This window comes from Niastella koreensis GR20-10, assembly GCF_000246855.1.
Classification (GTDB): domain Bacteria; phylum Bacteroidota; class Bacteroidia; order Chitinophagales; family Chitinophagaceae; genus Niastella; species Niastella koreensis.
Genome location: NC_016609.1, coordinates 551207 through 573063 on the forward strand (window position 1 = coordinate 551207; position 21857 = coordinate 573063).

The 21857-nt window shown below is 46.2% G+C and carries 17 protein-coding genes; all 17 read left to right on the forward strand.

Annotated elements, in window-relative coordinates; genetic code table 11:
* Positions 1-28: 28 nt before the first annotated feature.
* The gene (locus NIAKO_RS02245) at positions 29-1513 is read left to right on the forward strand and encodes an NCS1 family nucleobase:cation symporter-1 (protein WP_041346225.1); all 1485 of its coding nucleotides are present in this window, start codon (positions 29-31) and stop codon (positions 1511-1513) included.
* On the forward strand, positions 1497-2879 hold the full coding sequence (hydA, locus tag NIAKO_RS02250) for a dihydropyrimidinase (RefSeq protein ID WP_014216770.1): 1383 nt from the start codon (positions 1497-1499) through the stop codon (positions 2877-2879). The genes NIAKO_RS02245 and hydA overlap by 17 nt, the downstream gene beginning before the upstream one ends.
* Before the next feature lie 124 nt (positions 2880-3003).
* Complete coding sequence (locus NIAKO_RS02255; protein ID WP_014216771.1) at positions 3004-3870, forward strand: nitrilase-related carbon-nitrogen hydrolase; 867 nt, start codon at positions 3004-3006, stop codon at positions 3868-3870.
* Between the two features lie 92 nt (positions 3871-3962).
* Positions 3963-5306, forward strand: coding sequence for an NAD(P)-dependent oxidoreductase (locus NIAKO_RS02260; RefSeq protein WP_014216772.1), 1344 nt, complete (start codon positions 3963-3965; stop codon positions 5304-5306).
* 107 nt (positions 5307-5413) lie between these two features.
* A complete protein-coding gene (preA, locus tag NIAKO_RS02265) occupies positions 5414-6682 on the forward strand; it encodes an NAD-dependent dihydropyrimidine dehydrogenase subunit PreA (protein WP_014216773.1) in 1269 nt (422 codons plus the stop codon).
* A gap of 299 nt (positions 6683-6981) precedes the next feature.
* Positions 6982-7578: a Pvc16 family protein gene (locus NIAKO_RS02270; RefSeq protein ID WP_014216774.1), complete on the forward strand. Its 597-nt coding sequence runs from the start codon at positions 6982-6984 to the stop codon at positions 7576-7578.
* Entirely contained in the window at positions 7575-8810 is a 1236-nt protein-coding gene (locus NIAKO_RS02275; RefSeq protein WP_014216775.1) for a hypothetical protein, read from the forward strand. Before NIAKO_RS02270 ends, NIAKO_RS02275 begins: the two co-directional genes overlap by 4 nt.
* A gap of 20 nt (positions 8811-8830) precedes the next feature.
* Positions 8831-10777 (forward strand): phage tail sheath family protein, encoded by a 1947-nt coding sequence (locus NIAKO_RS39265; protein WP_014216776.1) that lies wholly within the window; start codon positions 8831-8833, stop codon positions 10775-10777.
* 91 nt (positions 10778-10868) lie between these two features.
* Positions 10869-11303 carry a phage tail protein gene (locus NIAKO_RS02285; protein WP_014216777.1) on the forward strand — a complete coding sequence of 145 codons (435 nt, stop codon included), beginning with the start codon at positions 10869-10871 and terminating at the stop codon, positions 11301-11303.
* A 16-nt stretch (positions 11304-11319) separates the two neighbouring features.
* The gene (locus NIAKO_RS02290; protein WP_014216778.1) at positions 11320-11778 is read left to right on the forward strand and encodes a phage tail protein; all 459 of its coding nucleotides are present in this window, start codon (positions 11320-11322) and stop codon (positions 11776-11778) included.
* A gap of 7 nt (positions 11779-11785) precedes the next feature.
* Positions 11786-11962 (forward strand): DUF5908 family protein, encoded by a 177-nt coding sequence (locus tag NIAKO_RS38915; protein WP_014216779.1) that lies wholly within the window; start codon positions 11786-11788, stop codon positions 11960-11962.
* A 2-nt stretch (positions 11963-11964) separates the two neighbouring features.
* Positions 11965-12642, forward strand: coding sequence for a CIS tube protein (locus NIAKO_RS02295; RefSeq protein WP_014216780.1), 678 nt, complete (start codon positions 11965-11967; stop codon positions 12640-12642).
* Between the two features lie 62 nt (positions 12643-12704).
* Positions 12705-14456: a type VI secretion system tip protein VgrG gene (vgrG, locus tag NIAKO_RS02300; RefSeq protein WP_014216781.1), complete on the forward strand. Its 1752-nt coding sequence runs from the start codon at positions 12705-12707 to the stop codon at positions 14454-14456.
* 24 nt (positions 14457-14480) lie between these two features.
* On the forward strand, positions 14481-14768 hold the full coding sequence (locus tag NIAKO_RS02305) for a PAAR domain-containing protein (protein WP_014216782.1): 288 nt from the start codon (positions 14481-14483) through the stop codon (positions 14766-14768).
* Positions 14769-14788: 20 nt separating this feature from the next.
* Entirely contained in the window at positions 14789-15241 is a 453-nt protein-coding gene (locus NIAKO_RS02310; protein WP_014216783.1) for a GPW/gp25 family protein, read from the forward strand.
* 2 nt (positions 15242-15243) lie between these two features.
* Positions 15244-19083, forward strand: a complete 3840-nt coding sequence (locus NIAKO_RS02315; RefSeq protein WP_014216784.1) for a baseplate J/gp47 family protein — start codon at positions 15244-15246, stop codon at positions 19081-19083.
* 37 nt (positions 19084-19120) lie between these two features.
* Complete coding sequence (locus NIAKO_RS02320) at positions 19121-21847, forward strand: hypothetical protein (protein WP_014216785.1); 2727 nt, start codon at positions 19121-19123, stop codon at positions 21845-21847.
* Positions 21848-21857 lie beyond the last annotated feature (10 nt).

Sequence of the window (21857 nt, forward strand, 5' to 3'; positions counted from 1 at the left end):
AAGGCGTCCCGGCAATAATCACCTTTCGATGAAAAATGAATCACTATATAGTGAAGACCTTGCTCCCGTTCCGGTAACCAATCGTAAATGGAATACCTGGAACTACGCCGCCTTGTGGATCAGCATGAGCCTGTGTATTCCAACTTATATGCTGGCCAGCTCATTGATAGGCGGGGGTATGAACTGGTGGCAGGCCATCCTCACTATTTTCCTGGGAAATACCATTGTACTGGTGCCTATGATCCTTAACGGACATGCCGGTGCAAAGTATGGGATTCCCTTTCCTGTTTTTGCCCGCGCCAGTTTTGGCGTTCGGGGCGCTAATATTCCCGCCATCTTACGGGCCATTGTGGCCTGTGGCTGGTTTGGCATTCAAACCTGGATTGGCGGCGCCGCTATTTATCAGATGATCCGGGTATGGAACCCGACAATGCCTGAGATTGACGCTACTTCTTTGTTTCCGCAGGCCATTCCCTTTATTTGCTTTTTAGGTTTCTGGGCGCTCAATATGTTTATTGTATACCTGGGAGTTGAAAGCATCAGAAGACTGCTGGTGTTCAAAGCCATCTTTCTGCCTGTGGCGGCGTTGGCATTATTGTTCTGGGCCATCAATGCTTCTCATGGTTTAGGACCTATTTTGCAACAGCCATCAAAATTTACTACCAGTTCGGACTTCTTTCATTTTTTCTTCCCGGCACTAACGGGTATGGTTGGGTTCTGGGCAACCCTGTCGCTCAATATCCCTGATTTTACCCGGTATGCCAAAAGCCAGCGGGCGCAAATAAAAGGACAGGCTATTGGCCTGCCGCCGTCCATGACGTTATTTGCCTTTATTGGCGTAGTGGTTACTTCTGCTACGACTATAATATATGGCAATACCATTTGGGACCCGGTTGCATTAGCAGGGAAATTTGAGAACAAGCTTTTGGTGACGGTAGCCATGCTGGCAGTGGCCATTTCAACCCTGGCAACGAACATTGCTGCAAATATTGTTAGTCCGGCCAATGACTTCGCCAACCTGGCGCCTTCAAAAATAAACTTTCGTAAAGGCGGTTATATCACCGGGGTACTGGGCATTCTCATCTTTCCGTGGAAACTGATCGCCGATCCCTCCGGTTATATTTTTACCTGGCTCATTGCTTACTCCAGTTTATTGGGGCCGGTGGGTGGTATAATGATCGCAGATTATTATTTTATTCGGAAACAACAACTGGTTGCCGGCGATCTGTATAAAGTAAACGGACAATACACCTTCAGCAACGGATTTAATTACCGGGCTATTATTGCCCTGTTGCTGGGCATTGTTCCAAACATTCCCGGTTTCCTGACAACCATAAAAGTAATAGCACCAGACAGTGTGCCTGAATGGATCTCGCATTTGTATAATTATGCCTGGTTTGTTGGGTTCTTTATTTCCGGGCTTGCCTATTTGTTCATGATGCGCAATTATAAACCCCTGGTATCAGATTCTATCACTGCAAAAGAAGAAACATTCCATGTCGCTATTGATTAAAAACGGACGGATCATTACTGCAGACGCGGATTTTATTGCCGATATTTTTGTGGTGGATGAAACCATTCAAACCATTGGCAGAAACCTGGGGATAAAGGCAGATACGGAAATAGACGCGACCGGAAAACTGGTTTTCCCGGGTGGCATCGATCCCCATGTACATTTGGATATGCCTTTTATGGGCACCTTCAGCAGCGATAATTATGAAACCGGTACGCGGGCGGCGTTGTTCGGCGGTACCACTATGGTGATTGACTTTATTCTGCAAAAACAGGGTAACTCCCTGCAGGCCGCATTAGACGAATGGCGCTCGCGTTCTGATAATAATTGTGTGGGTGATTACAGTTTCCATATGGCGGTGACCGATTTCAATGATAACACGCGCACCGAAATTCAAAAGATGATAGAGCGGGAAGGCATTGTTTCCTTCAAAACCTTTATGGCTTATAAGGGTGCCCTGATGATTGACGATCGCCAAATGATCGGATTGATGGAAGAGGTAAAGAAATATGGCGGATTGATAAATGTACACGCCACTAATGGCGATATGATCGATTACCTGGTGGCCAAACACCGCGCAGAAAAGAAATTAGCGCCTTTGTATCATTACTTATCACAGCCGGAGATAACCGAAGCAGAAGCATCGGAACGGTTTGTTGATATGACGTATTATACCGGCTGCCCCGGTTACATTGTTCACCTTACCTGCGAAGGTGCGTTGAATGCGGTGCGCAACGCTACCCGGCGTAATCAGAAAGTATTTGTAGAAACCTGTATCCAGTATCTGTTGCTGGATGCTTCTTTATATGAAAATGATTTTGAAGGCGCCAGGTGGGTGATGAGTCCGCCATTGCGCCAACCAAAGGATCGGGATACTTTATGGGCCGGCATCAACCAGGGGTTGGTGCAGGTGGTGGCTACGGACCATTGTCCGTTTAAGTGGGAACAAAAGCTGATGGGTAAAGATGATTTTTCAAAGATCCCCAATGGGCATCCCGCCATCGAGAACCGCATGGAATTGCTATACAGTGAAGGTGTACATAAAGGAAAGATCACCCTGAATAAATATGTGGAAGTAGCCTGTACCAATCCGGCGAAGATCTTTGGCATGTTCCCGCGGAAGGGAACGCTGGCGCCTGGCAGCGATGCCGACATCGTGATCTTTGATCCCAATGAAACGCATGAAATTTCTGCAAGCACCCATCATATGAACGTTGATTATTCTGCGTATGAAGGCTGGCCAGTTACTGGTAAAGTAAAGACGGTGATCTTACGGGGAAAGGTGGCGATTGATAATGAGACGTGTCTTGTAGAGAAAGGGTATGGGAAGTTTATCAGGAGGAATAAGGTGGAACAGAAGATATAGGTTAAAGGCAAAAGCCCAAAGCCCAAAGCCCAAAGCCTGAAAAAGCTGTATTTGCTTTTTGCTTTAACCTTTAGGCTTTGGCCCTGCAACAAGAACTAAAAAAATAGAACTTAAAATTATATCCATGTCAAGAATAATCAAATCGGGTTTAATACAAATGAGTTTGCCGAAAACAGAAGGGGAGGGAACTATTGAGGAGATCAAGGAGGCGATGGTGCAAAAGCATATTCCATATATAGAGCGCGCCGGGGAACAGGGCGTGCAGATACTTTGCTTACAGGAGATCTTTAATACGCCGTATTTCTGTCCGGGCCAGGACAGGGCCTGGTATGAATCGGCGGAGACGGTGCCGGGACCAACCACAGAACGCATGGCAGCCTATGCTAAAAAATATAACATGGTGATGATTGTGCCGGTGTATGAAAAAGAACAGGCTGGCGTATTGTATAACACCGCAGCAGTGATAGATGCAGATGGAACGTACCTGGGTAAATATCGCAAGAACCATATTCCACATACGTCCGGGTTTTGGGAAAAGTTCTTTTTTAAGCCAGGTAATCTGGGCTACCCGGTATTTCAAACGCGCTATGCAAAAGTGGGTGTGTATATCTGTTATGACCGGCATTTTCCCGATGGAGCACGTGTGCTGGGGTTAAATGGTGCAGAGATCGTTTATAATCCATCCGCTACGGTTGCCGGGCTATCGCAATACCTGTGGAAACTGGAACAACCGGCGCATGCGGCTGCCAATGGCTATTTCATGGGTTGTATAAACCGCGTGGGACAGGAAAAGCCCTGGAACCTGGGTAAGTTTTATGGTTCCTCCTATTTTGTTGATCCACGCGGACAAATATTTGCACTGGCATCAGAAGATAAAGATGAATTGCTGGTAGCGGAGTTTGACCTGGATATGATAGAAGAAGTGCGAAGCATCTGGCAATTTTACAGAGACAGGCGGCCGGAGACGTATGGGAAATTAGTAGAACTGTAGGCAGGTTGCATGTTACAAGTTACCGGGAACCGGTGACTGCAAATTAATAGCTGGATTATTGTAACAATGAATAAGTAATTAGAAATAGAACCATGCCAATAAAAAGCAACCGGTTAACGGCTGAGGAGTACGAACAAAACTTCAGCGATATTCATCCGCCATTCGATAGCAGGGAATCGGCGCTGGTGGAGGCCAATCGTTGTTTGTTTTGTTATGATGCGCCCTGTACCAAGAGTTGTCCTACCGAGATCAATATTCCCAAGTTCATCAAACAGATCTCTACAGATAATGTAAAAGGTTCTGCCCATACCATTTTTGTGTCCAATATTATGGGGGCAGGTTGTTCACGCGTTTGCCCGGTTGAGAAATTGTGTGAAGGTTCCTGTGTGTATAACTTAATGGAAGAGACACCCATTCCCATTGCGCGGTTACAACGGTATGCAACCGAACAGGCATTGGAAAAGAAATGGAAACTGTTTGACCGGAAGCCATCTACCGGGAAGAAAGTAGCTGTTGTGGGTGCGGGGCCTGCGGGATTGAGTTGTGCACATGTGCTAAGCAGGGAGGGTGTTGATGTAACTATTTATGAAAAGGAAAGCAAGGGTGGCGGATTAATGACCTATGGGATTGCCGCCTATAAGGTAACACCAGAGTTTTGCGAAGAAGAAGTGAAGTATATCACGTCGGTTGGTGGCATTAATTTAAAATACGACCACGAACTGGGTAAGGACATTACGCTGACCCAACTACAAAAAGATTATGATGCCGTGTATCTTGGTTTCGGTGTTGGCCTTGCCCGGCAATTAAACATTCCCGGTGAAGAACTGGAAGGCGTGGTAGATGCCATCCGGTTTATTTATGATCTCAGATCCGGTTCATACGACAACATTCCGGTAGGCGATAAAGTAGTGGTGATCGGGATGGGTATGACGGCGATCGATGCAGCTACGCAGGCAAAACGGTTAGGCGCCAAAGAAGTGACGCTGGCCTATCGCCGCACACAGGAAGAAATGCCCTGTACCGAAACTGAACTGAATATTGCCAAACTGGATGGCTGCAGGATCATCTGGCTGGCAGCGCCTGCTATGATTAAAGGCGAGAACGGAAAAGTAACCCAACTGGTATGTAACCTTATGCAATTAGGTGAACCCGATGCCAGTGGCCGCCGTTCGCCTGTTGAATCGGGTGAACAGTTTATACTGGAAGCAGATATGGTTATTAAAGCAGCCGGGCAGATCCCGTTTGAAGATTTGGTTAGCAGCAGTCAACTGCAACATGCAAACGGAAAGATAACGGCGCAAAAGAACGGTTCTACCAATATCCGCGGCGTATTTGCGGGCGGAGATTGTGTGAACGGAGGGAAAGAAGTAGTTGATGCGGTGCAGGCTGGTAAAATAGGAGCTAAAGCTATTCTTGAATATATGAATGTATTATAAAATGCAGTTCCAAGTTCCAGGGTGACTCTTGCTAATGGTTTGAAACCTGTAACTCTGAACTCTGAACTCTGAACTCGAAACTCTGAACTCGAAACTCTGTACTAATTATGGCCAATATAGCAGCTAACTTTCTCGGAATAAAGTCTCCTAATCCTTTTTGGTTAGCGAGTGCGCCGCCTACTGATAAAAAAATAAATGTGCTGCGGGCGTTTGAAGCGGGCTGGGGTGGAGTGGTTTGGAAAACGCTGGGCAGCCAGGTGAAGAATGTGTCGAGCCGTTATTCTGCCGTAAACTATAATGGCAGTAAGGTAATGGGGTTTAATAATATTGAACTGATCAGCGATCGTCCACTGGAACTCAACCTGCGTGAGATAAAAGAATGCATAAAGCTATTCCCCGACAGGGCAATGATCGTTTCGCTGATGGCCGATAACACCCGCGAGAAATGGCATGAACTGATTGCCCAGGTAGAAGATACGGGCGCGCATGGACTGGAATTGAATTTTGGTTGTCCGCATGGGATGACGGAACGCGGCATGGGCGCCGTAGTGGGCCAGGACCCGGAGATTGCGCGACTGGTAGTGGAATGGGTGATGGAGAAAGCAACCATTCCCGTAATCACCAAGTTGACACCCAACGTACATTCGGTGGTACCAACCGGTAAGGCTTCCGTTGAAGCCGGATCGAATGCGCTGTCATTAATAAATACCATTCAATCGGTAACGGGTATAGACCTGGATACTTTTGTGCCCAATCCATATGTGGCGGGTAAATCCGTTTTTGGCGGCTATTGCGGTCCGGCGGTAAAACCCATTGCGCTCAAAATGCTGGCTACTATTAGTCAGGACCCCGTAACTTCTAAAGTGCCCATCTCAGGCATAGGTGGCGTAAGCACCTGGAAAGATGCGGTTGAGTTTATGTTATTAGGCGCTACCACAGTACAGGTGTGTACAGCCGCCATGAAGCACGGCTTTCGCATTGTTGAAGATATGTGTGAAGGACTCAATAACTGGATGGATGAAAAGGGCTTCAACGCTATTAATGACTTTATTGGTAAGTCAGTACCACATCTTACGCAATGGGAAGAGCTGGATATTAATTATCACATCGTAGCCAACATAGATCAGAATAAATGCATCCACTGCGGGCTATGTTATATTGCCTGTGAAGACGGCTCGCATCAGTCGATCAACCTGCAATATGGAAAACCATATAATACCTATACTATAAAAGAAGACGAATGTGTAGGTTGTAATTTATGTAAGTTGATCTGCCCGGTTGACGATTGCATCACCATGGTTGAACAAAGAAAGGGTGATGAATACATAAACTGGAAAGAATTTCAGGACCGTGGAATGCCGCTAAACGATCATTGAATGCTGAATGCTTAATGCAAAACGCTAACGCAGAACACAGAACTTTGAACTCTGAATTGTCTCCCCAATCACCTTGCTACTTCCTTTTAGCGAAGCCTTCGCTGTATTAACTTATTATTTTTACCACAAAGTGGTATTGCTCTTTTTTTAATACGATGTATCTTCACTCCCGATCCGTTTTCCCTCCCCCTAAACCCCGGTTCCCACAGACGTAGACTTTTACTTAGAAGCTGATGATATTAAGCTGAGTCAGATTGTGATTTACTTTTTATAAGGCAGAATCAGTCAAATAAATTGATATGATCAATGAGTCATTGCAGTTCATAGCCGATGAACTCAATAAATACCTTGTGTTAAAAATGGGCCCTGCAAACGAGCCACCCCGGCTTATCTTGGGAAATGTATCGAGGTTGTTTGATGGTGAAGTAGCCGCTACTGGTCTTGTTAACAGAGTTATTATGTCGTTGGTAAACGTAGAGGAAGATCGCGTTGCCAAACAGCAGGAAAACTTTGTAAGGACCGATGTATCTACCAGGTATAAGAACCCCCAATTGTATTTGAACCTGTATATCCTGTTTTCATCAAACAGAACAGGGTATCCCGATGCGTTGCAGCATTTGAGCTATATTCTGCAATTCTTCCAGTTTCAGCATGTGTTTACAACTATAACACATCCTGACCTGGACCCGCGGATACAAAAGCTTATTGTAGACTTATGCACGCTGAATTTTGAACAGGTGAATCACCTGTGGAGCACGTTAGGCGGAAAATATATTCCTTCGGTTTTATATAAAGTACGGCAGATAACCATCGATGAAGACCTTACACTTAGTGAGAGCGGGTTTATTAAAGAAGTGCAGATAAATGATAAAGTAATACAACCTGTGACCGCATGACAACCAAATTCAAGATATTATTCATGGTGGATCTGCTGAATGAGTATTACGCCAATTTGCAGTGCAGGGATTTCAGTATAGTGGCTTCGGCGGAAACTGCACTGGTTTTACAAAATCACCAGATGATGTATAAAACCATCGGGAATAAACTGGTGGTGCTGGTGAAAGTACAAACGGATGCTGGTAATGAGGATAAGCCCATGGTGCCAATGGCCGCCAGCACCAGGTTTTTGTTTTACCTGAATTTGAACGAGCCTTTGTTTACTACGGTCACCAATCTTGATATTGACAGGTACCGGTTAGAGCAGCGGTATTATTTCAGTAACCTGTATCGGAATAAATCAGGTGATTCGCTTTTCCTGAGCAAACAGATTGCGGATTATGAAGGCATAGCTACTACTTATAGTCCCGGTGACCTGGTTGATGATGGAAGTGGAATTATTTATGAGTGCATACAAAAGACCACGGGCGGCAACGATACCACTGAAACAGATTTTTGGTTTAAACGGGGAGCGGAGCAATATGTGTCATCGGGGGATATGATAAATTGTATTGCCCGCAACAACCGGTTTCAGGCAACTACAGCCGCTACCCAATTTACCATCCAGGTGTTTGGATTGGATACTGCAACCAGTACCTATACCCTGCCCATACCCATCACAAAGAATACGGTGCTGAGTGATGTGGCTACAAAAGCGGTACCAGTTGATTTGTCGGAATTGTTACCCGGCCGTTATAAGATCCAGATCAATACCGATGTGTTCGATGTGTTTGTAGATGATACGGTGATCTATCAAAACCTGTTTGGGGTTATTGAGATTTTCAACCACTTACCGGCCACCAGTGATTTCGCGTTGCTTGATGCTGCCGGTAAAGTAAAAGATAAACAGGTAGGCGGTAACCTGCAATGGCTGCGCTACCAGGTACGGTTTGCGAACCGGCTGGCCTTCTGGAAATATATGACGCCGCGGCAGGGGGTGAAAGCCATCACTGATAAAACGAACACCTACCAGTTTGTACAATCGCCCCCACTGCCGGCAAAGCCTGATTATTTTCAATCGGACCTGCCGATCCCGATTAAAGAAACACCGGTGAAATATGACCTGGAGTTGAATAAGCCGATAAGTGATGAACCGCCGGCTGCGCCGAACCCCAATCCGCATATTACAGGGATGTTAAGCCGAAAAGAACCCGGAAAGGATTATTACTGCACAATATATCTTAACTATTAAAAACTTTTAAATCATACAATATGGCAACCGTTTACAAAACACCCGGTGTGTTTGTGGAAGAAATCCCCAAGTTACCGCCATCCGTAGCGCAGGTTGAAACAGCTATCCCGGCATTTATTGGTATCACAGAATTTGCCAAAGATCCTGCCCTGGGCGAGCTGAAAGGTAAACCATTGCGTATTGGATCACTGGTGGAGTATGAACTGTATTTTGGGGGCGGGCCATCGCCGGTTGTTGGAGAAGTAAATATTGACAGCAACAATAATTTTGTTTCTGCAACGGTTACCAGCAAATTTTATATGTATGACAGCGTTCGGTTGTTTTATGCCAATGGGGGTGGAGATTGCTATATTGTATCGGTTGACTATTACCCCACAGCGGCTTCTGCAACCAACCTTACTACCGGTGGTATTGACAAACTGGAGAAAGAAGATGACCCTACTATATTATTATTCCCCGATGCCGTAACCTTAGGTGAAGATGATCTGGCCACTGTTCAGCAGGCAGCGCTTACGCAATGTAACAATATGCAGGACCGCGTAGCGGTATTTGACCTGCGGCAGGCAGATCCCAAGGGAGCAAGCTTCCGGAATAAAATTGGCATTAATTATCTTAAATATGGTGCCGCCTATACGCCCTGGTTAAAAGTGAATCTGCCAAAATCTGTGAAGTACCCGGATGTAAAAGGGGTAATCAAACGGGCGGGCGTATCGGTACCTTCCTTATCAGCGCTTACTTCTGATACCGCAATGCTGGACCTGATTAGTAAGGTTGACCAGGTGTATGCCGACAGCACATTTGTTACCAATCAAACGAATGCATTAACCCCGGATGCCGGTGACCTGTTGGGGCAGTGGGATAAACTGGCCGCTGATTTCAGCACTACCAACAGTGATGGCAACCTGAAGGCATTGTTTGATTTAACGTATAATATGGCGGGCAAAGTGAACGCCTATGCATATGGTACGGCCCCCAACACCTTATCATTTGCGGATTTTAAAACTGTGGTTACAGGGTCTGTTGCTTCTACCTTTGATCCCATTCTGGCCCAGATAGTAACCCTGAATAAAGAAGTGGATGCAGATCTCACCTCGGGTTATGCGGCTACCGATATTACCACCCTTGTTACCATTGCCCACTGGGGCGCCACCAATACCGCCAATGGCGCGGCCGTTCCTACACCTGGCCAGATTAATAAAACAACAGATGACGACCGTCGTACCGTTGCGGTAAATTTACTGAAGCCATTATTCCTGCAACTGAACCTGGCCTATCAAAGCACCGTAATGAGCTCGGCTTCCGCTTACACAAAAACACTCGAAGATTCACTGGTACTTTCTTTCCCGATCTATAAAACTATTGTTACCGGCACCGCCAACAGCATGAGCAGTATGCCGCCCAGTGGCGCTGTAGTAGGCGTATATGCTGCTACGGACCGCACCAGAGGTGTATGGAAAGCGCCGGCCAACGTATCGCTGGCCAATGTAATTGGTCCCGATACCGCCTTCACAGCTTCTGAACTGGATGCCCTGAATGTGGATGCGGTATCCGGTAAATCAATCAACGCCATTCGCGCCTTTACCGGTAAAGGCACGCTGATCTTTGGCGCCCGCACGCTGGCTGGTAATGATAATGAATGGCGCTATATAAGTGTTCGCCGTTTCTTTAATATGGTGGAAGAAAGCACCAAAAAAGCTACCGAGCCATTTGTGTTTGAACCCAACGATGCCAATACCTGGGTACGGGTGCAGGGTATGATTGAAAACTTCCTGACCACTTTATGGCGGCAGGGGGCTTTGCAGGGAGCCAAACCAGAGCATGCTTTTTATGTAGCGGTTGGCCTGGGTAAAACCATGACGGCATTGGATATTCTTGAAGGCCGCATGATTATCGAAATAGGAATGGCGGTTGTTCGTCCGGCGGAATTTATTATCCTGCGCTTCTCGCATAAGATGGCAGAGAGCTAGTGGTGAGTAGTGAGTGGGGCCTCTGATTGTGCAGGTTTCGCTGTTAATGGCTGGTTTTTATTTTTTCTCACATCTATAACAACTTATTAATATGGAAAATTATCCGCTGCCAAAATTTCATTTTCAGGTTGCATGGGGTGAAGACCGGATAGGCTTTACCGAAGTAACCGGCCTCGATGTTCAGTTAGAAGTAATTGAATACCGGGAAGGATCAAGTGTTAACTTCTCAAAGGTGAAAATGCCGGGGTTAGCCAAGTTCAGCAATATTACCCTTAAACGCGGTACGCTGGCTGCCGACTCCAATTTCTATAAATGGATCCGCTCGCTCGACCCATTTACGCATGCCAGCCAGCGGCGTGAGATCGTTATAAGCTTGCTGAACGAAAGCCATACGCCCATTATGACCTGGTCGGCAAAAAATGCTTTCCCGGTTAAGTACCAGGCTTCCGATCTGAAAGCCGATGGGAATGAAGTAGCGATAGAAACACTGGAGATTGCTCACGAGGGATTGAAAATTGTTGAATAATCAATAGGAAGTAACCATGGTGACTGCAGGCGGCTATTATCCCCCGGTAGGGTTTCACTTTAGTGTAAAGTTCCTGAATATCGGGAACGATAACGATGTGCGTTTTCAATCGGTTTCGGGACTGAGTGTTGAGTACGATACGGAATCGTTCAAGGAAGGCGGCGAGAACCGGTTCGAGCATAAGCTACCCGTTCGAACAAAGTATCCTGATCTTTCGCTGAAAAGAGGGATGCTGCTCGATTCGCAACTGATCGATTGGTTCCTGGGCATTTTACAGAACCGGGACTTTAAAAATAACCAACCGGCCGAACTTGATATTATGCTGTTGAACGAGCAACATCAGCCATTGAAAACCTGGCATGTGTACAGGGCATGGCCTAAGAAATGGAGTGTGAGTGATTTCAATGCGCAGGAAAATTCACTTGTAGTGGAAACGCTCGACCTGAGTTATAGTTACTTCACCCTTCCAAAATAAAACAACCATGCCGGTAGAGATAAGAGAACTGGTTATAAAAGTTACCGTAAACCAACCATCGCAGGGGCAGCAACCATCTGCTGTACCAGCAATGGGCGCCAAAGCGGATGATGACAAGGAAGCCATCATTTCACAATGTGTGGATGAAATACTGGGGATCATCGAAAATAAAAAAGAACGATAACCATGCCTACAGGTGAGTTTGAAAAGCTACGCATCATTTCCTATACCGATCCGGATTTTTCCGATGAACACAAGGGCGAAGAATATGTGGCGCTGATAAATCCGGAAAGTTATACGCTGGAAACGAAAGTGGAGTTCAGCAATAACCAGGGTTCGGGTACCAGTGGTAACCAACCCCGGTTCACCCTGAAACCACCTGAAGAGCTGGCCTTTGAGTTTTTGTTCGACAATACCGGCATCATCGATGGAAACCCCAAAGATGATATTGCCGATGACCTGCAAAACTTCAAAGACTTCCTGATGAAGTACGAGGGGGAGATCCATCAACCCAAGTTCTTCAAGCTGGTGTGGGGTACTGCTTTAATGAAGGGCATCTGCACCACATTAAACATCAATTACAAGCTGTTTAATCCCGATGGTAAACCGATCAGGGCAATCTGTAAGGTCACCATCAGGGAACTGAAACCTGAAGAGCTGCGGGTAATAGAAGAGAACAACCAGAGCCCCGATCTTACGCATTACCGCATCGTGAAGAAAGGAGAAACATTACCGTTGTTGTGTTACCGGATTTATGGCGACTCTAAATATTATATCCAGGTAGCGAAAGCGAATAAGTTGAGCGATTTCAGACAAATTAAACCTGGGCAACAAGTGTTTTTTCCGCCTATTTCTAAAAGCTGAAGAAGGAAGTAGGAGGTAAGAAGTAAGAAAACCCTGTAATCTGAAACCTGTAACCAAAGAAAATGCCGAACGAAAGGACCATACCATCTGACAAGGCCAAAACGGTAGTAACAACAACGCTGCTGTCGGATGGCACTGAAGTAACCAAAAAATACCAGGTTCTTTCAATAACCGTGAACAAGGAAGTGAACCGCATTCCGGTTGCGACCTTGATTATCCTGGATGGAGAACCGGCTAAAGAATCGTTTGAAATAAGCAGTAAGCCGGAATTTGAACCAGGTAAGGAACTGGAAATAAAATGCGGTTACCGCAATGATGAGGAAACCATCTTCAAAGGCATTGTAATAAAACACAGTATTAAAGTTCGTAAACAAAACAGCGTGCTGGTGGTGGAGTGTAAAGACGAAGCGGTGAAAATGACGGTAGGCTGCAAAAGCAAATACTTTACCGATACTAAAGACAGCGACGTAATTGAGGAGTTGATAAACGGGTATGGGTTACAAAAGGATGTAGCCACCACAAGCGTACAGCATAAACAACTGGTGCAGTACAATGTTACCGATTGGGATTATATACTGTGCCGCTGCGATGTAAATGGGTTGTTATGTATACCTGATGATGGAACAATCAAAATTGGTAAGCCCGAGTTTTCAGGCGCGAGCAGTTTAACTATTCAATATGGCGCCACGGTGCACGACCTGGATGCAGAAATAGATGCCCGCCTGCAATACAAATCGGTAAAAGGCTCCATGTGGGATTATACCAACCAGGAATTGTTAAGCGATGTGGAAGCAACCGATCCGGGTGTGCCTGATGCTGGTAATTTAACACCAGATGCACTGGCAGATGTGTTAGGCGAAGCAGAGTTCCGGTTAATTCATAGTGGTAAAATAGAAGAGCCGGAATTACAGGCGTTGGTAGATGCCAAAATGATGAAACACCGGCTGGCTAAGATCCGCGGCCGGGTGCGGATAGATGGTACTGCCGCGGTAAAACCTGGCCAGTTGATAGAATTGAAAGGGGTGGGCGAGCGGTTTGAAGGAAAATTATTTGTTACCGGTATTCGCCAGGAAATTGAAAAAGGCGACTGGCAAACCGTGATCCAGTTTGGGGTTAATCCCGAATGGTTTGCCCAAACATACGAAGTACAGCAACCACCGGCGGCGGCGATGTTGCCCGCCATAAGCGGATTACAAATAGGCGTAGTGACCCAACTACAGGATGATCCCGATGGAGAAGACCGGATTAAAGTACGCCTGCCAGTTATACATGATCAGGATGAAGGCATCTGGTGCCGGGTGAGTTCGCTCGATGCGGGCGATAAACGAGGCATGTTCTTTCGCCCGGAGGTAAACGATGAAGTGATAGTTGGGTTTATTAATAACGATCCACGCCATGCCATTGTATTGGGGATGTTGAACAGCAGCGCCAAACCTGCACCCCTGCAGGCATCGGATGATAATAATGAAAAAGGTTATGTAAGCCGCAGTGAAATGAAGATGATCTTTAATGATGATAAAAAAAGCCTTCAGATAGAAACACCTGCCGGCAATAAACTGCTGATAAGTGAAGATGAAAAAAAGATCCACCTGGAAGATCAGAATGGCAACAAGTTTACGATGAGCGAAGATGGGATCACCATTGAGAGTGTGAAAGACATTAACCTGAAAGCGAAAGGGGATATTAAGGCCGAAGCATCCGCAAATGTAAATATAAAAGGCAGCGCTCAAACAAAGGTAGAAGGAAGTGGGGGAGCCGAGCTGTCATCCGGTGGCAGTACAACGGTGAAGGGCGCTACCGTAATGATCAATTAAGAGGATAGCAATAAATATTTTTATATGCCTGCTGCAGCAAGAGTAGGAGATATGCACGTATGTCCAATGGTTACCGGTGTTGTGCCGCATGTGGGCGGACCCGTTCTGCCGGCAGGTTGCGCTACGGTTTTGATTGGTGGTATGCCGGCGGCAAGAGTGGGCGATATGTTAACCTGTACCGGTCCGCCGGATGTGATTATTGCCGGTTCGGCCACTGTGTTTATCGGTGGCATGCCGGCCGCAAGAATGGGTGATAACACGGCACATGGCGGTACCATTACCCTTGGTTGTGTAACCGTAATAATTGGCTGACGTGCTCTAAAACTAACATTATGGCGAAAGATTTTATCAATGATGAATTTTTGGGACGGGGCTGGAGCTTTCCACCCACCTTCAATGCCCGGTTGAAGGAAGTGGAAATGGTAGAGAAGCAGGAAGACATCGAGCAAAGTCTGCAGGTGCTGTTAACCACCGCCCTTGGCGAACGCGTAATGGAACCCAAATACGGATGTAATATGGATGAGTTGGTTTTTGAAGCGTTGAATACAGCCACCAAAACCATTATCAAGGATAAGGTGAAAACGGCCATCCTTTATTTTGAACCACGCATCGATCCGAAGAAGATAGAACTGAATACTACCAATGAACCGGAAGGCGAAGTGCTGATAGAGATAGAATATGTGGTTAGAACCACCAACAACCGGTTCAATTTTGTTTTCCCTTATTACCGCAACGAAGCTACCGAACTGAATTTATTAACTACTAACGACGGTGTATCATTATAACAATGAGCAACTGTAACGACAATAAAAATCCTTTACAGCACAACGGTACCAGTCAGGCGGAAAGGTTATTGCCCGGTCTGCAGACAGGCTATGTGCAGGTGAATGAAAAAGAGTACGCCGACTGGATCGTATTTGCCGCGGAGTTTGCTGCTTATTTAAAGTATTATGATGCTTCCAATACCGAAGCGGGCACCTGGCAGGTTTTTTTTACCAGCGACATTTCCGCCTTGCTGGGCACCATGGCCGTTCAGGATATTGATGGATACCGCCGGCAGATAAAAGAACGGTTCGATTATATAAAGGATGATGCCAATGCGGCGGATATTAATGCCATAAAAAGAAAATTGCATGAATTGTTCAGTGTGCTCTTCTCCCTGGCAAAAGCGTTGGATACGTACCTGCAACGGTTACCTGATAATGATCCGGAGGCGGGTAACTCCATTTCATTAAAAGCTACTTTACAAAATAGCATTGAAACCAGGCTGGGCCCGGCAATGCAACGGTTGATCGCTTATCACAAAGCAGCAACTACACAAACTTTACTACAGCCCGGTGATTTCACGGGCTGGAAAGTGCTGAGCACACCCGTAGTGGCTGCAGAAACGATCATTACAAATGGCCTGTCGAAGTACTGGTGGCGCAATGGGGCGGCCGACTGGAATACCTATGTGAGTGGTATAGCAGCAGAAGCGAGTATTTTCGGTAACACCGCCTGGACCGAATACCGGCGTATAAACCATGCAGTGAACCATAATTTATTTGCCTCCATCTTTGATCTGTTCACCCAGAACTTCGCTAAACTGATCAATGAAGCAACCAGCAGCCTGTTAACCACGCTGGGCGACTGGAATACGCATCCTGCACATTATGCGCTGTTTCTTGCTTTCTTAAAGTTATTCCGGTTGGCGCAGGCAGATATCAATACCATCACGCAACGGCATCTTGATTTCTATTATAAAGAGGTTTTACAATTGTTACCCAAGGCGGCGCAACCCAATAAAGCCCATGTGCTGGTGGAATTGGCAAAAATGACGGATGAGTATGCTTTGCCCGGCGGTACTTTATTGAAAGCCGGTAAGGACAGCACAGGTAAGGAAGTGTTGTATGAGCTGGATAAAGAAACGGTTTTTAACAAAGCCAAAGTAGCACAACTAAAATCGATATATAAAGGCGATGCATCAGGTAAAGACAATCACCTGCTGGAAGCCGGTTCATCAACCACCGTGTTAAATGAGAACCGGCTTTTTGCAGCGCCTGTTATCAACAGTGACGATGGCCTTGGCGCCAAACTCACCTCGCCCAATAAGGAGTGGCATCCGTATGTAAACAAACATTTCGAGGAAGGCCAGCTGGCCGATATCGCCATGCCCAATGCCGCCATTGGGTTTGCTATTGCTTCTCATTATTTATACCTCACCGAAGGGCAAAGAAAGATCACCATCCGGCTGGCGGCAGGCAGCGATAATGCCAAACTGTATAACAAGCATTTCGATTGTTACCTCACTACTGAAAAAGGGTGGCTGTCAGTTCAGATGTCAGCCATAGCAGCAGGTACGATGTCGAGTACGGCAGCCTGTGCTGAATTTACGATTGCATTGGCGGGCGACATTCCCGCCATTACCGATTATGCAGCGGCTGTACATGGCGGCACCTATAATGCAGCTGTTCCGGTGTTGAAGCTTATTCTGAGGAACACGGATGATGAAGCGTATGAATACGAAGCACTTAAGGATATTAAAATAACCGCACTGGAAATAAAGGTGGATGTGGGTGATATGAGCAGTGTGAGTAAAACGGGGTTGAAGCAATTGTTGCTATCGGGAGATTTTGGTCCGTTGGATGCAGGAAAGCCATTTCTGCCATTTGGCGCCCAGCCAAAGAAAGACGCCACCTTTGTGATTGGCAACCGCGAGGTTTTCAGCAAACAGGGTGCAACAATAAAACTTAACATCGAGTGGGCTAATTTGCCCGGCAGCCAGGAAGACATTGCCTATAACACTGTTTACAGTAGTACAGGATCGCCGTACAGTTATAACTATTCACAAAGCAAACCATCGCCACATTACCCAACGGTAAAGCCGCAGTTCCTGTTCGATGGGGTTTGGCAGGCAAAGAATACGGGCGGCTCCGCCATCTCAGATGTAAATATTTTCAATGGGGTTACACCTGGCGTGGGCGTGTTTTCGGGAGGGCAGGCTGTCAATGATAATGCCCTTGTTTCGTATAGCGACATGTACAATACATATAACGGTGCTTCCTCCAAAGGGTTTATTCGTCTGGTGTTGAATGGTGATTTCGGCCATAAGAAGTACATCACCGATCTTACTACATACCTCATTGAAAAATCGTTAAGTACTTATTATCAAAAAACAGTGGGGATAGAACCGGTAGAACCCTATTCGCCCACCATTCAATCGCTGTACATCAGTTATAGCGCAAGTACATTGCTGAACCTGGAAGACGTGGATGATACAAAATTTGCAGCGCGTGCAGCGCAGTTCTTTCATTTGTATCCGTTTGGTGAGGCGGAACAGCATAAACATATTACTGGTGAAGATCCTTTTCTGCTGCCCCGGTTTAAACACGAGGAATCATCTGCCACCACTGATCACATCGGTGAATTTTATATTGGCATCGCCAATCTGCAGCCACAACAGGCGGTAAATATTTTGTTCCAGGTAATGGAGGGTACGGCCGACCCGCTGGCTATAAAACCGTCAGCACATATTCACTGGAGCTATTTATCAAACAACCAATGGATTTCATTCGATAAAAACACCATCAGTGATGCCACGCGCCAACTGGTGCAATCGGGCATCATTTCCTTTGTAATTCCGGCCATTGCTACCACCAATAATACCATGCTGCCTGCCGGTCATATCTGGTTACGGGCGGCGGTTTCCCAATCGGCAGAAGCTATTTGCAAATTGATCACTGTAGATGCGCAGGCTGCATTGGTAACCTTTTCACCAAATGACAATGCAGACGATTTCCTGGAAAAAGCATTACCTGCTTCTACCATAGCCAAGCTCAAAATACCCGATGCCTCTGTTAAAAAAGTAGTGCAGCCTTATTCTTCCTTTGGCGGCCGCCCCAAAGAAAAGGAGGATAAATTTTATGTGCGGGTAAGCGAGCGGTTGCGGCACAAGAACCGGGCTATCACCATCTGGGATTATGAACACCTGGTGCTGGAGAATTTCCCGCAGATCTATAAAGCGAAATGTCTTAACCATACCAAACTCGTTGAGAATCCTGTAACGCATGAAATGGAATATAACGAAGTGGCGCCCGGCTATGTGACAGTGATTACCATTCCCGATCTGCAAAACCGGAACGATACCAATCCCTTGAAGCCCTACACCAATCAGAATACCTTGCTGGAGATAGAAAGCTATCTCAAAACAAAGATCTCCTGTTTTGTTAACCTGGGCGTGCGGAACCCGCAGTTTGAAGAAGTGCGGTTGCATTTTGAGTTGCGGCTTTTAAATGGATATGATGATTTTATTTTTTATAAAGAACGGTTGCAACAGGAGATTACGCAGTTTTTAACACCCTGGGCCTTTGCCAGCGATGCCGATATCTCCTTTGGCGGAAAGATCTATAAATCGGTGCTGATAGATTTTATTGAAGAGCGCCCCTATGTGGATTTTATTACCAATGTGCAGCTGTTTCATCGTATTGACGACGTCACTGCCGAAAGCGGTGACCTGGATGAGATTGTGGCTTCTACTGCGAGAAGCATTTTAGTTTCGGCGCAGGCGTCGAAGCATGAGATTGTTGAGATAGTTGTTGTTGCTGAAGAGGGTGTTACGGAGTGTAGTGGGGGTAAGTTGACCAGTTGACGAGTTGACCAGGAAGAACGTTTCACGATTAAACATTATGCAAACAAGCATTACCATACAAAAACATCCCGAATTAAGTGATAGTTCAAATTACGAACTGTTGCGGCAGGAAGGATTGAACGCCATTCAACAGCTGGCCAGCCGCTGGTGGACGGACTATAATATTCACGATCCGGGTATTACCCAATTGGAGTTATTGTGTTACGCACTAACTGATCTGGGGTATCGCACTTCGCTGGATATAAAAGACCTGCTGGCTGTGCCGGTGAATACGCCCTTCGATCCCAAACGCCAGGCGTTCTATACTGCCCGCGAAATTCTGACCACCAATCCCTGGACGGTCAATGATTTCAGAAAACTGTTGATAGATATAGACGGCGTTAAAAATGGCTGGCTGGCCTGTAAACAATGTGCCTGTGACGATCTGTATATTTATGCCAATTGCAAAAAGAGTGCATTACAATATGAGGTAACCGAACACAAGATTACCATTAAAGGGTTGTACGATGTGTTGATCGAGTTTGAAGATGAAGAAGGGGTGGGCAACTTAAACAGCGGTAAAATAAAGTACAACTTTGGGTTTACCGCAGGCAGCAATTTCGCCACCGCCAATATTGAAATGCGGCTGCCCTCCTGGGAAATGATTGATTCAAAAGCAATCATCAGCCGGTATTTTCAAAACGATATGGTGAGCTGGCAGAAATTCCTGCAATTGGTACATCCAGGTAGTACAGTTACCAGCATCGATGTGCATTTTATTTCGGGCACAGCCGCCCTGGATGCAGATATTACCACAGATAAACTTGCATCGCGCCTGCGCAAACCGGTGTATGCCACCTTTACGGTGCATTATTCGCCTGCGGCAGACATTGCTTCGCCTATTCTACCAGCAGAGATAAAATTCTCAGATATACCGCTGACGGTTTGGTTTAACAGCGACAGCGATCGAAAGGCCATGGCGCTGGATGATCTCAAAACTGCTATCAGTGATGCATCGGCAAGCGGCATTCTTAGCAAGTATATTGATAAGATCCGCCGGGCGAATGAGATCATCGCTACTACTACCCAGGTGTTGCATCAGCACCGCAACCTGAGTGAAGATTATTGCACCATCAAGGCCATAGAAACCGAAGACATTGGGGTGTGTACCGATATGGAAGTGGCGCCCGATGTGGATATTGAAGCCGTGCTGGCCGAAGCGTATTACCAGATAGATCAGTATTTCAGTGCCGATATAAAATTCTATTCCTTAACCCAGCTGCTGGCCAAAGGAAAAGCCGTTGATGAAATATTTGAGGGGCCGCAGCTGGACAATGGCTTTATTGAAGATGAACAACTGGAAAGTACCAACCTGAGAAGGACGCTGTATACATCAGATATCATCAACATCCTGATGGATATTCCGGGGGTGAAAGCTGTAAAGAATTTTGCCCTGACCCGGTACAACGAAGACGGATTGCTGGTGGAAAGCCAGCCCTGGAGCCTGGATGTTACCTACAACCACCAGCCACGTTTATATGTAGAAGCTTCCAAATTCCTGGTGTTTAAAAACGGGTTGCCATTCCTGCCCGACAGACTGGAGCTGGCCGATACCATGCAGGTGATCATTGGCACCAATGCCCAACCTAAACTGGCGGTAACCGATAAAGACCTGCCGGTGCCACAGGGGAATTATTATGATCTCACCTCTTATTATCCGCTGCAATACTCATTACCGCTTACATATGGGGTTGGGTTCGATGGACTGCCTTCGGCAGCTTCTGCCAAAAGAAGGGCGCAGGCCAAACAGTTAAAAGCTTATCTGTTGTTCTTTGAACAAATGCTGGTGAACTACCTGGAGCAACTGGCGCATGTAAAAGACCTGTTTGCTGTAGACGATACTGTTACCCATAGTTATTTCTCGCACCTGTTTACCAATGCAGAAATAAACGGATTGAATGATATTGTAAACACCTCACTGACCGCCAACGTTCTGCAGGACCTGGAAGAAACCAACACGGTTTTCCTTGACCGGCGCAATCGTTTTCTGGACCATTTGCTGGCCCGCTTTTCAGAAACGTTTAGTGAATATGCCCTGATGTTGTACTCGTACTCGCAGAGCAAGGCTGTGGCCCAGGATGAACTGATAAAAGACAAGATCGCTTTTTTGAAGGATTACCCCTTTATGAGTTATAACAAGGCACGTTCCTTTAATTATAAAGACCCAACGAAAGTATGCGACCCTACCAATATTGCCGGATTAACCACGCGCATTCGCCGGGTGCTGGGAATGCCCGATGCCGAAAAGATATTTGTGGTGGAGCATTTGTTGTTGCGTCCGCGCATTAAGCCATCTACGCTCATTCCAAAAGGTGATCCCTTACTGTCTATTTGTATAGGGCCGAATTGCGAGTTGTGCGGGGAAGAAGATCCTTATTCATTCCGACTTACGGTGGTACTAAATGGCGAAACCGGACTGGCCAACAGCGGCATTGCATTTCGCAGGTTTGCCGAACAAACCATCCGGAAAGAAATACCGGCTCATCTTGCCATAAAAATTTGCTGGGTAGAAAAAGCGAAGCTGGATGAATTTGAAACAAAGTACTGCGCGTGGCTGAAAGAATTAAGTAAAGTGGTGCCCGATACCGTAACGCTGAGCAACCTGTTAACTGATTTACTGGCGGTGTTTACCAAACTAAAGAATGTGTACCCGGCGGCGAGCTTACACGATTGTGAAGATGGCAATGATGAGAACAGGGTATTCCTGAACCAAACCATTATTTAAAAAACAAAAA

What these genes read in the sequence shown, in the direction of transcription:
- NIAKO_RS02245 (WP_041346225.1), top strand. Translation starts at nt 29, where the DNA reads ATGAAAAATGAATCACTATATAGTGAAGACCTTGCTCCCGTTCCGGTA.
- hydA (WP_014216770.1), top strand. Translation starts at nt 1,497, where the DNA reads ATGTCGCTATTGATTAAAAACGGACGGATCATTACTGCAGACGCGGAT.
- NIAKO_RS02255 (WP_014216771.1), top strand. Translation starts at nt 3,004, where the DNA reads ATGTCAAGAATAATCAAATCGGGTTTAATACAAATGAGTTTGCCGAAA.
- NIAKO_RS02260 (WP_014216772.1), top strand. Translation starts at nt 3,963, where the DNA reads ATGCCAATAAAAAGCAACCGGTTAACGGCTGAGGAGTACGAACAAAAC.
- preA (WP_014216773.1), top strand. Translation starts at nt 5,414, where the DNA reads ATGGCCAATATAGCAGCTAACTTTCTCGGAATAAAGTCTCCTAATCCT.
- NIAKO_RS02270 (WP_014216774.1), top strand. Translation starts at nt 6,982, where the DNA reads ATGATCAATGAGTCATTGCAGTTCATAGCCGATGAACTCAATAAATAC.
- NIAKO_RS02275 (WP_014216775.1), top strand. Translation starts at nt 7,575, where the DNA reads ATGACAACCAAATTCAAGATATTATTCATGGTGGATCTGCTGAATGAG.
- NIAKO_RS39265 (WP_014216776.1), top strand. Translation starts at nt 8,831, where the DNA reads ATGGCAACCGTTTACAAAACACCCGGTGTGTTTGTGGAAGAAATCCCC.
- NIAKO_RS02285 (WP_014216777.1), top strand. Translation starts at nt 10,869, where the DNA reads ATGGAAAATTATCCGCTGCCAAAATTTCATTTTCAGGTTGCATGGGGT.
- NIAKO_RS02290 (WP_014216778.1), top strand. Translation starts at nt 11,320, where the DNA reads ATGGTGACTGCAGGCGGCTATTATCCCCCGGTAGGGTTTCACTTTAGT.
- NIAKO_RS38915 (WP_014216779.1), top strand. Translation starts at nt 11,786, where the DNA reads ATGCCGGTAGAGATAAGAGAACTGGTTATAAAAGTTACCGTAAACCAA.
- NIAKO_RS02295 (WP_014216780.1), top strand. Translation starts at nt 11,965, where the DNA reads ATGCCTACAGGTGAGTTTGAAAAGCTACGCATCATTTCCTATACCGAT.
- vgrG (WP_014216781.1), top strand. Translation starts at nt 12,705, where the DNA reads ATGCCGAACGAAAGGACCATACCATCTGACAAGGCCAAAACGGTAGTA.
- NIAKO_RS02305 (WP_014216782.1), top strand. Translation starts at nt 14,481, where the DNA reads ATGCCTGCTGCAGCAAGAGTAGGAGATATGCACGTATGTCCAATGGTT.
- NIAKO_RS02310 (WP_014216783.1), top strand. Translation starts at nt 14,789, where the DNA reads ATGGCGAAAGATTTTATCAATGATGAATTTTTGGGACGGGGCTGGAGC.
- NIAKO_RS02315 (WP_014216784.1), top strand. Translation starts at nt 15,244, where the DNA reads ATGAGCAACTGTAACGACAATAAAAATCCTTTACAGCACAACGGTACC.
- NIAKO_RS02320 (WP_014216785.1), top strand. Translation starts at nt 19,121, where the DNA reads ATGCAAACAAGCATTACCATACAAAAACATCCCGAATTAAGTGATAGT.